The 14,036-nt window shown below is 68.4% G+C and carries 17 protein-coding genes; 7 read left to right on the forward strand and 10 right to left on the reverse strand.

Annotation, left to right across the window (positions count from 1 at the left end):
* The first annotated feature begins 2 nt into the window (after nt 1-2).
* Nucleotides 3-1,502 (forward strand): two-component system sensor histidine kinase PdtaS, encoded by a 1,500-nt coding sequence (locus tag AT701_RS09790; protein ID WP_011728009.1) that lies wholly within the window; start codon nt 3-5, stop codon nt 1,500-1,502.
* Nucleotides 1,503-1,672: 170 nt separating this feature from the next.
* On the opposite strand, the gene whiB1 is transcribed toward AT701_RS09790, so the two are convergent.
* The 3 genes from whiB1 to AT701_RS09805 all read right to left on the reverse strand — a co-directional run bounded on the left by whiB1 (nt 1,673) and on the right by AT701_RS09805 (nt 3,572).
* The gene (gene whiB1, locus AT701_RS09795) at nt 1,673-1,927 is read right to left on the reverse strand and encodes a transcriptional regulator WhiB1 (RefSeq protein ID WP_003893300.1); all 255 of its coding nucleotides are present in this window, start codon (nt 1,925-1,927) and stop codon (nt 1,673-1,675) included.
* 247 nt (nt 1,928-2,174) lie between these two features.
* Entirely contained in the window at nt 2,175-3,137 is a 963-nt protein-coding gene (locus AT701_RS09800) for a diacylglycerol/lipid kinase family protein (protein ID WP_058125737.1), read from the reverse strand.
* A 45-nt stretch (nt 3,138-3,182) separates the two neighbouring features.
* The gene (locus AT701_RS09805) at nt 3,183-3,572 is read right to left on the reverse strand and encodes a YchJ family protein (RefSeq protein WP_003893302.1); all 390 of its coding nucleotides are present in this window, start codon (nt 3,570-3,572) and stop codon (nt 3,183-3,185) included.
* Nucleotides 3,573-3,650: 78 nt separating this feature from the next.
* On the opposite strand from AT701_RS09805, the gene aroQ reads away from it, so the two are divergent.
* Both aroQ and AT701_RS09815 read left to right on the forward strand, forming a co-directional pair.
* On the forward strand, nt 3,651-4,088 hold the full coding sequence (gene aroQ / locus AT701_RS09810; RefSeq protein ID WP_036452924.1) for a type II 3-dehydroquinate dehydratase: 438 nt from the start codon (nt 3,651-3,653) through the stop codon (nt 4,086-4,088).
* Nucleotides 4,088-4,465 (forward strand): hypothetical protein, encoded by a 378-nt coding sequence (locus AT701_RS09815; RefSeq protein WP_174519578.1) that lies wholly within the window; start codon nt 4,088-4,090, stop codon nt 4,463-4,465. Before aroQ ends, AT701_RS09815 begins: the two co-directional genes overlap by 1 nt.
* 6 nt (nt 4,466-4,471) lie before the next feature.
* On the opposite strand, the gene AT701_RS09820 is transcribed toward AT701_RS09815, so the two are convergent.
* Genes AT701_RS09820 through AT701_RS09830 form a run of 3 tightly spaced genes read right to left on the reverse strand, consistent with a single transcriptional unit; the run spans nt 4,472 to nt 6,647 of the window.
* The gene (locus AT701_RS09820; RefSeq protein WP_011728014.1) at nt 4,472-4,951 is read right to left on the reverse strand and encodes a GNAT family N-acetyltransferase; all 480 of its coding nucleotides are present in this window, start codon (nt 4,949-4,951) and stop codon (nt 4,472-4,474) included.
* The gene (locus AT701_RS09825; protein ID WP_011728015.1) at nt 4,948-6,039 is read right to left on the reverse strand and encodes an isochorismate synthase; all 1,092 of its coding nucleotides are present in this window, start codon (nt 6,037-6,039) and stop codon (nt 4,948-4,950) included. Before AT701_RS09825 ends, AT701_RS09820 begins: the two co-directional genes overlap by 4 nt.
* Nucleotides 6,036-6,647: an acid phosphatase gene (locus tag AT701_RS09830; protein WP_011728016.1), complete on the reverse strand. Its 612-nt coding sequence runs from the start codon at nt 6,645-6,647 to the stop codon at nt 6,036-6,038. The genes AT701_RS09825 and AT701_RS09830 overlap by 4 nt, the downstream gene beginning before the upstream one ends.
* A gap of 58 nt (nt 6,648-6,705) precedes the next feature.
* On the opposite strand from AT701_RS09830, the gene AT701_RS09835 reads away from it, so the two are divergent.
* Both AT701_RS09835 and AT701_RS09840 read left to right on the forward strand, forming a co-directional pair.
* A complete protein-coding gene (locus AT701_RS09835; RefSeq protein WP_011728017.1) occupies nt 6,706-7,503 on the forward strand; it encodes a ParA family protein in 798 nt (265 codons plus the stop codon).
* Nucleotides 7,504-7,517: 14 nt separating this feature from the next.
* Nucleotides 7,518-8,219 (forward strand): PP2C family protein-serine/threonine phosphatase, encoded by a 702-nt coding sequence (locus AT701_RS09840; protein WP_058125739.1) that lies wholly within the window; start codon nt 7,518-7,520, stop codon nt 8,217-8,219.
* Nucleotides 8,220-8,230: 11 nt separating this feature from the next.
* Here the strand turns inward: AT701_RS09840 and AT701_RS09845 are convergent, their stop codons facing one another.
* Both AT701_RS09845 and AT701_RS09850 read right to left on the reverse strand, forming a co-directional pair.
* A complete protein-coding gene (locus tag AT701_RS09845; protein WP_011728019.1) occupies nt 8,231-9,448 on the reverse strand; it encodes an Rv3212 family protein in 1,218 nt (405 codons plus the stop codon).
* A gap of 15 nt (nt 9,449-9,463) precedes the next feature.
* Nucleotides 9,464-10,972 (reverse strand): DEAD/DEAH box helicase, encoded by a 1,509-nt coding sequence (locus tag AT701_RS09850; protein ID WP_011728020.1) that lies wholly within the window; start codon nt 10,970-10,972, stop codon nt 9,464-9,466.
* Nucleotides 10,973-11,277: 305 nt separating this feature from the next.
* On the opposite strand from AT701_RS09850, the gene AT701_RS09855 reads away from it, so the two are divergent.
* Nucleotides 11,278-11,976, forward strand: coding sequence for a ferritin-like fold-containing protein (locus tag AT701_RS09855; protein WP_011728021.1), 699 nt, complete (start codon nt 11,278-11,280; stop codon nt 11,974-11,976).
* 6 nt (nt 11,977-11,982) lie between these two features.
* Here AT701_RS09855 and AT701_RS09860 read toward each other — a convergent pair whose 3' ends face one another.
* Nucleotides 11,983-12,807 (reverse strand): MmpS family transport accessory protein, encoded by an 825-nt coding sequence (locus AT701_RS09860; protein ID WP_058125740.1) that lies wholly within the window; start codon nt 12,805-12,807, stop codon nt 11,983-11,985.
* A gap of 301 nt (nt 12,808-13,108) precedes the next feature.
* On the opposite strand from AT701_RS09860, the gene AT701_RS09865 reads away from it, so the two are divergent.
* A complete protein-coding gene (locus tag AT701_RS09865; protein WP_003893314.1) occupies nt 13,109-13,348 on the forward strand; it encodes a DUF3107 domain-containing protein in 240 nt (79 codons plus the stop codon).
* An 8-nt stretch (nt 13,349-13,356) separates the two neighbouring features.
* On the opposite strand, the gene fasR is transcribed toward AT701_RS09865, so the two are convergent.
* Nucleotides 13,357-14,016 (reverse strand): HTH-type transcriptional activator FasR, encoded by a 660-nt coding sequence (fasR, locus tag AT701_RS09870; RefSeq protein WP_003893315.1) that lies wholly within the window; start codon nt 14,014-14,016, stop codon nt 13,357-13,359.
* Nucleotides 14,017-14,036: the final 20 nt, after the last annotated feature.

A 14,036-nucleotide genomic window follows, 5' to 3' on the forward strand; every position in this document is an offset into this window, starting at 1 on the left:
TGATGTCGACCCTCGGTGATCTGCTCGCTGAGCACACCATGCTGCCCGGCTCTGCCGTCGACCATCTGCACGCGGTGGTCGGGGAGTGGCAGATGCTGTCGGATCTGTCGTTCGCCGACTATCTGATGTGGGTGCGTCGCGACGACGGTGTGCTGGTGTGCGTCGCGCAGATCCGTCCCAACACGGCCCCGACGGTCCTGCTGGCAGATTCCGTGGGCAAGCTGGCCGGCCCCGACGACCTTCCCGTCGTCACCATGGCCTTCGAGTCCGGCGCGATCGGCCGGGGCAGCGACAAGGCCGGGCAGGGCTCCCGTACCAGGCCCGGACTCGACGTCGAGGCGGTCCCGGTGCGCCACCAGGGCCAGGTGGTCGCGGTGCTGACGCATCAGACCGCGCTCGCCGAGCGGCGGCTGACCAGCCCCCTCGAAGGCGCCTACCTCGACTGCGCCAACGACCTGCTGCACATGCTCGCCGAGGGCACCTTCCCGAACATCGGCGATCTCGCGATGTCGCGGTCGAGTCCGCGCGTCGGCGACGGGTTCATCCGGCTCAACGAGGGCGGTGAGGTCGTCTTCGCGAGTCCCAACGCGATCTCGGCCTATCACCGCATGGGACTGAACTCCGAACTCGACGGGCACAACCTGGTCGCGATCACGCGGCCGCTGATCTCCGACCCGTTCGAGGCCCAGGAGCTGGCCAACCACATCCGCGACTCGCTCGCGGGCGGTTCCAGCATGCGCATGGAGGTGGACGCCAACGGCGCCGCGATCCTGCTGCGCACCCTGCCGCTGGTCGCCGGCGGCAAGTCGCTGGGCGCCGCGGTGCTCATCCGCGACGTCACCGAGGTCAAGCGCCGCGACCGCGCGCTGCTGAGCAAGGATGCGACCATCCGGGAGATTCATCACCGGGTGAAGAACAACCTGCAGACCGTCGCCGCGTTGCTGCGCCTGCAGGCGCGCCGCACGAGCAACGAAGAGGCCCGCGAGGCGCTGATCGAATCGGTGCGCCGGGTCACCTCGATCGCGTTGGTGCACGACGCGTTGTCGATGTCGGTCGACGAAGAGGTCAATCTCGACCAGGTCGTCGACCGCATCCTGCCGATCATGAACGACGTCGCCTCGGTGGACACCCCGATACGGATCAACCGGGTCGGCAACCTGGGTGTGCTCGACGCCGACCGCGCCACCGCGCTGATCATGGTCATCACCGAACTTGTGCAGAACGCCATCGAGCACGCCTTCGACGCCAAGACCGAACAGGGCTGCGTCACCATCAAGGCCGAGCGATCGGCGCGCTGGCTCGACGTCGTGGTGCACGACGACGGCCGTGGGCTGCCCGTGGGCTTCAGTTTGGAGAAGTCCGACCGGTTGGGTCTGCAGATCGTCAGGACGCTCGTGACGGCCGAACTGGACGGCTCTCTGGGCATGCACGACGTGCCGAGCGGCGGAACCGATGTGGTGTTGCGGGTGCCGATCGGCAGGCGCAGCCGGGGCGCGCAGTAGCCGTCACCGGTGCCATTGATTGATGGCATTCGGTGTTCTGCACGCCATTATGCGGCCGCGTCAAAATGAAATGTGATCACGATTACGTGAATTCACTGTTGAAATTGTCCAGAAATGAGTTAGGGCCTCGGCGAAATTCGCCGAGGCCCTGACTTCGGGTATCTGAGAGCTCAGACTCCGGTGCGCGCCTTGGTGCGCGCGTTGCGACGCTTGAGTGCACGGCGCTCGTCCTCGCTCATGCCGCCCCACACGCCGGCGTCCTGGCCCGACTCCAAAGCCCAGCTCAGGCACTCGGTGGTCACCGGGCACCGGTTGCACACCAGCTTCGCGTCAGCGATCTGGGCAAGGGCCGGCCCACTGTTTCCCACCGGGAAGAACAGCTCCGGATCCTCGTCGCGACAGACCGCCTTGTGGCGCCAATCCATGTGATCTAACTCCTAATCGGGCGCGCGGCAAAGCGCGCGAATTTTTTCTCGGCTGTTAACGCGTGCACACAAATGTTTCTGCACTGTTGCATCTGATGTTTTCACACGCTCGACAGATGTCAATAGCAGTGAGTTAACACGTGGGCAATGTCACTACCTGGGTCGGGTAACCGACCACTTGTTCCGTTGTACTACAGTGATACCTACCTACGCCCTCGATTAAGCGTGTGATGTACGTCTGCGCAGGTCAGGGGCGTGAACACGGTGGGGCGACCACCTTCAGCGCCGCCGGAACCGCAGTGAAAGACATGGTTTCGCGCAGGCCGACGTAATCTCCGTCGATCTGGCACGCGACAGGCGTGTCGCTGGTCACTGTGACCGTAGGCACGTCGTCGTCGCGGATCAGATGCTTGCCTTCGACGCGCGGTTTCCGCGAGAGCATCTGCCGGACGAGGCGCAGGTTCGACCACACGTTCATGCTGGTCGTCGCAAACACCCCGAGTCCCGTCTCGAACGTCGTGTCCGGGTTGGTCCACACCGGCCGAGAATTGGCGTACGTCCACGGACTGGAGTTGGACACGAACGCGAAATGCACGCCCGGCACCGGCTCCCTGCCGGGCAGGTGCAGCGTGAGCGAGGGCTCCTTGCGCACGCTGGCCAGCACCTCGCGCACCGCGACGCGGATGTAGCGGCCCGCGGTCACCTTGCGGCCCTTGGCCCGCTGCGCCTCCACCGCGGCCACGACGTCACCGTCGACACCCATGCCCGCGGTGAACACCGCCCAGCGCTCACCGCAGTCCATCAGGCCGATGCGCCGCCAGTCGTTGCCGTTGTGGTAGTCGCTGAGCAGGTCGACGAGTTGGTTGGTGGCGTCGATGGGGTCCGGGCTGATGCCGAGGGCGCGGGCGAAGACGTTCGCCGAACCCCCGGGCACCACCGACACCGCGGGTGCCGAATCGGCGTCGGGACGCGAGCCGCATTCACCGAGCACACCGTTGACGACTTCGTTGACCGTGCCGTCGCCGCCGTGCACGATCAGCACGTCCACGCCGTCACGGGTCGCCTCGCGGGCGATCTCGATCGCGTGACCACGATGATCGGTGTGCGCGACGGTCAGGCTGACGCGGCTTTCCAGCGCATGTGCCAGCAGGTCGCGCCCCGCCGCGGTCGTCGAGGTCGCATTCGGGTTGACGATCAGCACAGCGCGCACGGGGAACCAGCCTATCGGGGTGTGCAGCGGCGCCGGCCCAACGAATCAGTCCAGCAGATCCCCGTCGACGTAGACCCACGCGCCGTCCACACGTTCGAATCGGCTGCGTTCGTGCAGGATGCGGCGCCCTCCGCCGGTGACGTACTGCGCGCGGAACTCCACCACCCCGTGGTCATCGTCACGTCCGCCCGCCTCGGTGTCGACGATCTGCAGGCGCCGCCAGGCCACGGCGTCGTCGAGCGTCAACTCACGGGGCCGGCTCGCCGGATGCCAACTGGTCAGCAGATAGGCCGCGTCGCCGACCGCGAACGCGCTGTAGCGCGACCGCATCAGGGCCTGCGCGGTCTCCGCGGCACGCTCACCGCGGTGCAGCGGTCCACAGCAGTCGTCGTAGTCGTCGCCGCTCCCGCAGGGGCAACGCTCACCGTTCGACACCGGGTCAGTTTCCCAGACGGCGCCTTCCGAGCGGGCGTCCTTGCAGTGCAGACACACGTGCGTCGGTACCGTACGGAGGTGACCGAACGCCGATTGCTGCTCGTGAACGGACCGAACCTGAACCTGCTCGGCACCCGGCAGCCCGAGATCTACGGCACCACGACGCTGGCCGACATCGAACAGTCGGTGACCGCGCTGGCCGCCGAGTTCGGGTTCGAGGTGCGCGCGGTGCAGAGCAACCACGAGGGGGCCCTGGTCGACGCCATCCAGGCCGCCCGAACCGACTGTGCGGGCATCATCATCAATCCCGCTGCCTACAGCCACACCTCGGTGGCGATCGCGGACGCACTGACCTCGGTGGAGCTTCCCGTGGCAGAGGTGCACCTGAGCAACATTCACCGACGCGAGGAGTTCCGGCATCACTCGTATGTCTCGGCGGTGGCCGAGATGGTGATCTGCGGCGCCGGCGCGGCGGGTTACGAGTACGCGGTGCGCTACCTGGTGGGGCGGGTGTGATGGTTCAGCCACCCGGTGTGCGTTACGCCGGTTTCCTCACGGCCGCAGAGGGTGTCGCGGCGCTGGTGGTGGCCGTCGTGCTGTTGGTGCGTGCGATCGGCGGGGCCGATCAGCAGATCGTCAACGGCTGGGGCACCGCGCTGTGGTTCATCCTCATCGGCGGCGGTGTCCTGGTCGGCGGATGGGCCTTGATCACCGGAAGGCGTTGGGGGCGCGGCATTGCCGTGATCGCCAATCTGCTGCTGCTACCGGTCGCCTGGTACGTCATCACCTCGCACCACATCGTCTACGGCGTACTGCTGGGCCTGCTCGCGGTCGGCACGCTGGTGCTGCTGTTCACACCGTCGACGGTGGAATGGCTCACGCACCGGGACTGAGCCGGATCACTCCGCGGCGAGGGCGGTGAGCTCCCGCCCGGACACGCGGTAGGTGGTCCACTGCGTCTGCGGCTTGCCGCCGACGGCGTCGTACAGCGCGATCGCGTTGACGTTCCAGTTCAGCACCGCCCACTGCAACCGCGAGTAGCCGTTGTCGACGCACTCGCGGGCCAACGTCGCCAACAGTTTCCGCGCGATGCCGCGCCTGCGGAACGCCGGGCGCACGAACAGGTCCTCCAGGTAGATCCCGGCGACACCGTCCCACGTGGAGAAGTTCAGGAACCACACCGCGGTCGCGGCGGCCTGACCGTCCACCTCGACGACGTGGGCGTAGGCCACCGGCTTGTCTCCGAAAAGCGCTGTGTGCAACTGCTCTTCGGTGACCGTGCACTCGTCGGAGGCGTGTTCGAACTCGGCGAGTTCGCGGATCATCGCGGTGATCTCGACCTCGTCGCCCGGACGGGCCCGGCGGATCAGTTCGGTCATTGCACTCCCAGCCCTGTCAGTATCGTGCGGAATTTGGTTGTGGTCTCGTCGACTTCGTCGTCGGGATCGGATTCGGCGACGATGCCGCCCCCGGCATTCGCGAGCGCGACGCGGCGGTCGGCGGACAGTACGGCGCACCGGATCGACACCACCCAGCGGCCGTTGCCCGCGCTGTCGCACCAGCCGACGGCACCCGCGTAGAAGCCGCGGTCGCCTTCGAGTTCGGTGATGAGGGAGGCGGCCAGGTCGGTGGGGACGCCGCCGACGGCCGGTGTGGGATGCAGCGCGACGGCGAGATCGATTGCGGTGATCGCCTTGTCGCGCAACCGGCCACGGATCGGTGTGCTCAGGTGCCACAGCGCGTCGGTCGCGTGCAGTTCGGGCTGCGCGGCGATCTGCAGGTCGACGCACAACGGGTCGAGCGCCTTGCGCATGACGTCGACCACCAGTTCGTGCTCGTGGCGGTTCTTGCCGGAGGCGGCCAGCGCGGCGGCGTTCGCCCGGTCGGTCTCCAAATCGGCCGATCGTGGTGCCGAACCGGCGAACGGGCGGCAGATCACCTCGTCGCCGTCGCGGGCGACCAGCAACTCGGGGCTCGCGCCCACCAGCACGGTACCGGTGTGCGGATCGCCTGCCGGGCTCAGATCCGCCAGGTACACCGTGGCCGCCGGGTCCGCGTCGGCGAGTCGGCGCAGCACCGTGCGGGGATCCCACGGGGCTTCGGCGGTCAACCGCAGTGCGCGGGCCAGCACGACCTTGTCCAGCGGCGTGTCCGCGTCGCGCAACCGGCGCACCGCTTCGGCCACCCGCTCGCGGTGCACATCACCCGACGGCAGCGTCTCGCGCGTACGCAGCACCGGTGGAGTGCCCGTCGGCCAGTCGGGCAGCGCGCCGGCGACCCGCGCAGAAGCCGGGGCGTGCAGCGCCGCGGGCCCGGTCAGGTCGAACGGCAGCGCCCCGACGACGAGGTCCGCCGCGCCCGACGTCAGGGCCGCCCTGGCGCCGGCGATCGTGGCGAAGCCTGTCTGCACGCCCTCGCCGATCAGCACACCAGACGGGCCCGCGAAGACGAACGACGGCGCGCTCACTGGGGCAGACACGGGTTGGGGTGGCCGGTCAGGCCAAGAGCCGAGATCTGGCGCACGCCGTGCTCGAACCCGCACACGCCGATCGATGCGGGCACCATGGATATCCGGATGCCATGTGTCACAGGCAGTTCCACCCAGCGGGCCAGGACGGCGCGGGAGAAGTGCCCGTGCCCGACGAACACCACGTCACGGTCTTCGAGGTACTCCAGTGCCAGCGCCACGGCCCGGTCGGCACGCTCGCCCACCTCCTCGACACTCTCGCCGCCCGGGCAGCCGTGCTTCCACACCAGCCAGTCCGGCTCGGTTTCCCGGATCTGCGCCGTGGTGAGGCCCTCGTAGTTGCCGTAGTCCCACTCCGCGAGCAACGGAAGCTCTTCGGCGACGGTCAGACCGGCCAGTTCGGCGGTGACCAGGGCCCGGCGGCGCGGGCTGCTGAACACCAGCGGGTCGCGCAACTGCAGTTCGGCGAGCGGTTCGGCGGCCAGCTTGGCCTGCTCACGGCCGGCCTCGGTGAGATCGAGGTCGGTGCGGCCGGTGTGCCTGCCGCTGGCCGACCATTCGGTCTCGCCGTGCCGGAGCAACAAAAGGCGGTGCTGCTGGACGCTCACACCGGCGATTCTGCCCCACGGCGGGCCAAGGTCGCCCAGAGCGTGCTTGGATGGGGCTGTGACGCGAGTATTAGCGGTCGCCAATCAAAAGGGTGGGGTAGCCAAGACGACGACTGTGGCGTCCATCGGCGCGGCGCTCACCGAGCAGGGGCGCCGGGTGCTGCTCGTCGACCTGGACCCGCAGGGCTGTCTGACGTTCTCGCTGGGCCACGATCCCGACAAGCTGCCCGTGTCGGTACACGAGGTGCTGCTCGGCGACGTCGAGCCCAGTGCCGCGCTGGTCCGCACCGACGAGGGGATGACGCTGCTGCCGGCCAACATCGATCTGGCCGGCGCCGAGGCCATGCTCTTGATGCGGGCCGGGAGGGAGTATGCGCTCAAGCGCGCGCTGGCCAAACTCGATGGCGACTTCGACGTCGTGATCATCGACTGCCCGCCCTCGCTGGGTGTGCTCACGCTCAACGGGCTCACCGCAGCGCACGACGTGATCGTGCCGCTGCAGTGCGAGACACTGGCCCACCGCGGTGTCGGCCAGTTCCTGCGCACCATCTCCGACGTGCAGCAGATCACCAACCCGGACCTGAAACTGCTGGGGGCGCTGCCCACGCTGTACGACTCACGCACCACGCACAGCCGCGACGTGTTGCTCGATGTCGCCGACCGCTACGAGCTTCCCGTGCTGGCGCCGCCGATTCCGCGCACGGTGCGGTTCGCCGAGGCCAGTGCGTCGGGATCCTCGGTGCTTGCCGGGCGCAAGAGCAAAGGCGCCATCGCCTATCGCGAGTTCGCCGACGCGCTGCTGCGGCACTGGAAGTCCGGCAGGAAGATGCCCACGTTCACCCCAGAGGTCGTGTAAGGGCTCGGATTTCCATGGCATCGGTGTTGAGTGCGGCCACGGCCACCGACCAAGGGCCGGTGCGTGAGAACAACCAGGACGCGTGCCTGGCCGACGGCATCCTCTACGCCGTGGCCGACGGCTTCGGCGCGCGTGGTCACCATGCGAGCGCGACGGCGCTAAAGACACTGTCCGCCGGATTCGCCGCGGCACCTGACCGCGACGGCCTGCTGGAGGCGGTCCAGCAGGCCAATCTCCGGGTTTTCGAACTGCTCGGCGACGAGCCCACGGTGTCGGGCACCACGCTCACCGCGGTGGCCGTCTTCGAAACCGGGCAGGGTGGGCCGCTCGTGGTCAACATCGGTGACTCGCCGCTGTACCGGATCCGTGACGGCCACATGGAGCAGCTGACCGACGATCACAGCGTCGCCGGTGAACTGGTCCGGATGGGGGAGATCACGCGCCACGAGGCCAGGTGGCACCCGCAGCGGCACCTGCTGACGCGTGCGCTCGGGATCGGCCCGCACATCGGCCCCGACGTGTTCGGCATCGACTGCGGGCCCGGGGACCGGCTGCTCATCAGCAGCGACGGGCTGTTCGCCGCGGCGGACGAGGCGCTGATCGTCGATGCCGCGACGTCGCCCGATCCGCAGGTCGCGGTGCGCCGGCTCGTCGAGGTCGCCAACGACGCCGGCGGCAGCGACAACACCACCGTCGTCGTCATCGACCTCGGCTGACGCGTGAAAACCTAAGCGGCGCCGAGGGCCACGAGTTCGGTGCCGCGTTGTTCGAGCACGATCGACCCGGCCACGGCGGGCACGACCGGTGACACGCTCGGGGTGCGGGGCAGCGAGATGTGCCGGTCGCCGGTGCCGGTCTCCGGATCGAACACGTCGTAGCCGTCGTCGACGGGCACCAGCAGTTTTCCCGCCATCGCGGTCGCGGGCCCGACGGGCGCGTGCGGTCCGGCCGGGCTGACCGTGTACTTGTAGCGCAGTCCGGCGGCGTCGAACACCATCACCGAGTCGCCGGTCCACCACGTGACGAGGTCACCGGCGCGTGTCGTGGTCGATTGCGGCGCAGCGGGTTTGGGCAGAATCGTGCTGGCCACCGTCGCGCCGGTCTCGTCGATGACGTCGACCTTGGGTTCCGGGGTGGGCACGTAGATCGCGGTCGTGGTGTCCGACACCGCGATCACCTGCGCGCCGGATTCGTCGGTGACGCCGGGCAATTCGACGTACCGCAGATCCGGGGTGTCCTCCTCGTCGGCGGGCCGCAGCAGCGTCAGCCGGACCTCGTCGGTCTTGGGGCAGGACTCGATCACCGACACCGCCGACGAACTCGCCGCGGCCGACAGCTGCCTGCACACCGGCGACGCCGGGACGTCGGGTTTGATCCTGGCGTCGAGCGCGCCGTAGCTGAGCATCCGGACCATGTCCGAGCGCCACAGCTCGAGGCGACTGTCCCCGCCGGACAGCACGGTCACGCCGTCGGTGGAGAGCTTGACCTCGGGATCGGCGAAGGCCGTGCGGGCCGGGCCACGCATGCCGGTCCTGCCGTCGATCGTGCTGACCTGACCGCAGCCGCGCACGTCGGGGTAGACCGCGACGGCGTACGAGTAGACCGAGGTGACGCCACACAGGTCGGCGTCGCGGGCATAGGTCCACAGCACCGCGCCGCTGATGGGGTCGCGACCGTCGACCGTGCGCCCGTCGCCGGTCACCACCGCGCCGCCTGCCACGACCGGCGCCGTGGTCTTGGGGCTCGGGGCCGTCCACATCTCGTGCAGGCCCGCGGGTACCTCGGCGGCGGGGGTCAGGTAGGGGACCGGTGCCGCGGCGGGACGACTCAGCGTCGCCCGCGCGTCACTGGTCCACCAGATGAGGCCGGCCGCGACGGCGACGACCACGACGATCACTGCGGCCGCGACGATGTCGCCGCGGGTGCGGCGCTCGGGTTTGACCATCGATTGGTGGTTCGGTCAGCCTGCGGTGGCTGCTTCGGTCTTGCGCGGGCGGCGACGACGGCGACGACGCGTGGTCTGCTCGCCGGCCTCGGACTCGCCGGCCGGTGCGGCCTCGGTGTCCTCAGGAGCGGCCGACGCCGACTCCGGATGCGCCTCGGGATGCGACTCGGGGTGACCGGTCAGCGGCTTGCCGCCACGGGTGCGCCGACGGGAACGGGTCCGGGTGCGGGCCGGGCGATCGGCCGAGGAGATGCGGTGCTCGTCCTCGTCGGAAGCTTTGGTGGCGCGCTTCGCGGGTTTCCCGACGGTGCCGGTCGCATCGGTGGGGATGTCGAGATCTTCGTAGAGGTGCGGCGAGCTCGAGTACGTCTCGGCCGGATCCGGGTTGCCCAGGTTGAGCGCCTTGTCGATCATCTCCCAGCGGGCCAGCTCGTCCCAGTCGACCAGCGTGATCGCGACGCCGGTCTTGCCTGCGCGGCCCGTGCGGCCGATGCGGTGCACGTAGGCCTGCTCGTCCTCGGGGCACTGGTAGTTGATGACATGCGTGACGTCGTCGATGTCGATGCCGCGCGCGGCCACATCGGTGGCCACCAGCACGTCGATCTCGCCGGTGCGGAACGACTTGAGGGCTTTCTCACGGGCGCCCTGGCCGAGGTCACCGTGTACGGCGCCGACCTTGAAGCCGCGCTCGGCGAGCTCGTCGGACACCTTCTGCGCGGTGCGCTTGGTGCGCGTGAAGACCATGGTCGCGCCGCGGCCGCGGGCCTGCAGGATCCGGCTCACCAGCTCGACCTTGTCCAGCGCGTGGGCGCGGTAGGCGTACTGCGCGGTGGTGTCGTGCGTGGCGGCCGAGTGCGGGGCCTCGGCGCGGATGTGCGTCGGCTGGTTCATGAAGGTGCGAGCCAGCGTGATGATCGGGTCGGGCATGGTGGCCGAGAACAGCATCGCCTGGCGTGAGTCCGGGGTCAGCTGCAGGATGCGCTCGATATCGGGCAAGAAGCCCAGGTCGAGCATCTCGTCGGCCTCGTCGAGGACCAGCACCGAAAGCCCGCCCAGCTGCAGGTGGCCCTGCTGGGCCAGGTCGAGCAGACGGCCCGGGGTGCCGACGACGACGTCGACGCCCTTGCGCAGCGCCTCGATCTGGGGCTCGTAGGGACGTCCGCCGTAGATCGACGTCACGGTGAACTTGCGGCCGTCGTTGGTGGGCAGGTGCTTGGCGGCGCCCGCCAGGTCGTTGTAGACCTGCAGGCAGAGCTCACGCGTGGGCACCACGACCAGGGCGCGCGGCGCACCGGTCAGTGGGCGGTTCTCATCCGAGGAGACCCGGTGCAGCAGCGGCACGCCGAAGGCGTAGGTCTTGCCCATGCCGGTGCGGGCCTGGCCGATGAGATCGTCGCCTGCCAGCGCCAGGGGAAGGGTGAGTTCTTGAATGGCAAAGGGGTGCTCAATGCCGTTCTCTGCGAGTGCGCGGACGATTTCGTCACGAACGCCGAGTTCGGCAAACGAGTGATTGAGTTGCGTCATATGCGGAGGAGATAGCCTTTCACTGTCAAACCTCATGGGGCATCCAGCGCACACGAGTTTCGACTGTGAAACGGTCGGGTTCGCCCGGTAAAGCGGCGCTGCCGATCCGTGGGCCCAGCGCTTGGGGCGGGCCAACTGCGTGCACGCACATTTCCTGGTAGCGGTTTCGGGCGGCTCACCAGGCACACATATTGCACTCAGCGGTCGGCTCGAAGCCGTTACCACAAGCCATTGTAGCTGGTCCACCTGATAACCACGATTTGCCGTGCGGGTGGCCTCCTGATTCGGCGTCTACAGTTGGCCCCATGAATGCGCCTCAGCCCGCCGCCGAAGGGATTGCCGACCCGGTCGCCTCAGGCGTGACCGCCGATCATCCCGGGGTCAACGAGTTGTTTGCGGTGCTCGCCTATGGCGAGGTCGCCGCGTTCTACCGGCTCACCGACGAAGCGCGGATGGCACCGAATCTGCGCGGCCGGATCAACATGGCCAGCATGGCCGCCGCCGAGATGGGCCATTTCGAGCTGCTGCGAGATGCGTTGCAGCACAGGGGAGTCGACGTCGCCGATGCGATGACCAAGTACGCGCCCGCGCTCGACAACTATCACCGGATGACCACCCCCAGCACATGGCTGGAGGCGTTGGTGAAGACCTATATCGGCGACGCGCTGGCCGCGGACTTCTATCTGGAGATCTCGCACGCGCTGCCCGAGGAGGTCGCCTCGGTGGTGCGCGCCGTGCTGTCGGAGACCGAACACTCGCAGTTCGTCGTCGCCGAGGTCCACGCCGCGGTGACCGCCAGCGACCGCCAGCGCCACCGGCTGGCGCTGTGGGCGCGTCGCCTGCTCGGTGAGGCCGTCACGCAGGCCCAGTACGTGCTGGCCGATCACGACGAGCTGGCCGACCTCGTGATCTCCAGTGGTGAAGGTCTCACGCAGCTGGCCGAGTTCTTCGGCCGGCTGCAGGAGACCCACCAGCGCCGCATGCAGGAACTCGGCCTGGCCTGACCGGAGCTACTGCGTGCAGGTCGCGATCATCGTGTTGTTGGCCTGGTTCACCAGGACGTTGCCCGCCGCGTCGGTGATCGAGCAGTTGAGCTGACCCGCGACGCTGGTCGCGGTCACCGACTTGAGCTCGACACCCGGATCCAGCACGACGGTCTTGGTCCACGGCAGTGCGACGTTGATGTCGGTCTGCAGCGCGCCGCGCTCGTCGGTGTAGACGATCGTCACCAGGTCGATGAGCTGGCGGTTGCCGGTCACCGTGTAGGTCACCGCCCGGGGATTGACGGCAGGCGGCGGCGCGGCCTCGGCCGGGGGCGCGACGGGTGCGGGCTCGGCCGTGGCTGCCGGTGCTGTCGGCGACGGGGTGACCGTGGTGACGGTCTCGGGCGACAGTGACGGTGCCACCGGCGGCACCGGGCGCGGTGTCGACGACGCGTCCTGCGGCGCGGTGGTGGCCGGCTGGCTGGTCTGCGTCGGGTCGGCGACGGTGGCCGACACCGACCCGCTGTCGCCTCCCCCGAGGATCACCACGGTGCAGATGACCGCGACCAGCAGGATCGCGCCCGCCACCCCGGCGACCCAGATCCAGCGGCGGTCGAGGGGCTCTTCGTAGAACTCGATGTCGGGGTCGTCATAGCCGTCGTCGAAACCACCGTTGCCGCCCTCGGCGCGCACGTAGTCGTCGTAGTCCTGATAGTCACCGGCGTACGCCCCGCGGCCGTAACCGGACCCGTACCCGTACCCCTGGCTGCCGTGGTAGCTGCCGGGCTCGGGTGCGTGATCCCCGTGGCGGTTGGTCGTTGCGGTGTCATACGGCGAATAAGGCCTGGTCATTGCGGCTATCCCAGTCGTCTCGTCCAATGTCGCTGCCGATGCTACTGAGGCTGATGTGGCGTATGAGGTTCACAGGCGCGCGTGTTGGTCACGGTCCGGCTTCGGTTCGGTCGCATAGATATCGGCGCGATATCGGCCACGGAACGGGGCGCGATCGCGTGGCCGTGGCCGCGCCGCGGGACGGCTTCGCTGAGCGCGAACCCGACGGGCCGACGCCAGGGCGCACGGGGGTCCCCGCGTCCACTAGCCTGCTGAAGGAAACGGACACGCAGTCCAAGCAGAGATAGAGAAGGGGTCCAGCGTGGAGGTCAAGATCGGTGTCACGGACAGCCCGCGTGAGCTGACCTTCAACAGCGCGCAGTCGCCGACCGAGGTGGAGCAGCAGTTCACCGACGCCTTGAGCTCGGGAACCGGTGTGCTCGCGCTGACCGACGAGAAGGGCCGTCGCTTCCTGGTGCAGACCGCCAAGATCGCCTACGTCGAGATCGGTGCCGCCGACGTGCGCCGGGTCGGCTTCGGTGTGACGGTGGAATCCGCCTGAGGGCAGCTCTAGGAGCGTGTGAGCGGCACGTGTGACAGTCCGCCCCAGGCGAACTGCACCGTGCCCTCCACGGCCGAATCCTTGTCGATCGGCCGGTCGTTGTTGAGCCAGTAGCGCGCCGAGTCGACGCTGATGGCCACGAGGCCGACGGCGATCATCCTGGCGCGATGCGCCTCCAGTCCCGAATCCCGGCTGATCAGATCGAACACGGCATCGGTGCAGGCCTCGGTGGCCACCTTCACCTGCGCGGCGACCTGGGGTTCGGTGACGTAGTCGTTCTCGAAGATCAACCGGTAGCCCTGGCTGTCGTGTTCGATGAAATCGAAGAACGCCTCGACGGCGGCGCGCAGACGCTGCCGGTTGTCGGTCGTCGTACGCAGCGCCTGGCGCACCCCGGAGACCAGGTTGTCGACGTGGCGCTGCAGGACCGCCAGGTACAGCTCGAGCTTCGACGAGAAGTGTTGATAGAGAACCGGTTTACTCACACCGGCACGGTCGGCGATCTCGTCCATGCCTGCGGCGTGGTAGCCGCGGTCGACGAAGACCTCGCTCGCGGCGATCAGCAGCTGACCCCGCCGCTCATCGCGGGGCAGACGGTTACCGCGTCGGTTACCACCTGCCGGCCGCTTTTCGCCTCTCCTCTCGGCGGTGTTGGCGAGATCGCTCATCAAGTCCTCAATCTGTATTG

Source organism: Mycolicibacterium smegmatis (assembly GCF_001457595.1).
Taxonomy (GTDB): Bacteria; Actinomycetota; Actinomycetes; order Mycobacteriales; family Mycobacteriaceae; genus Mycobacterium; species Mycobacterium smegmatis.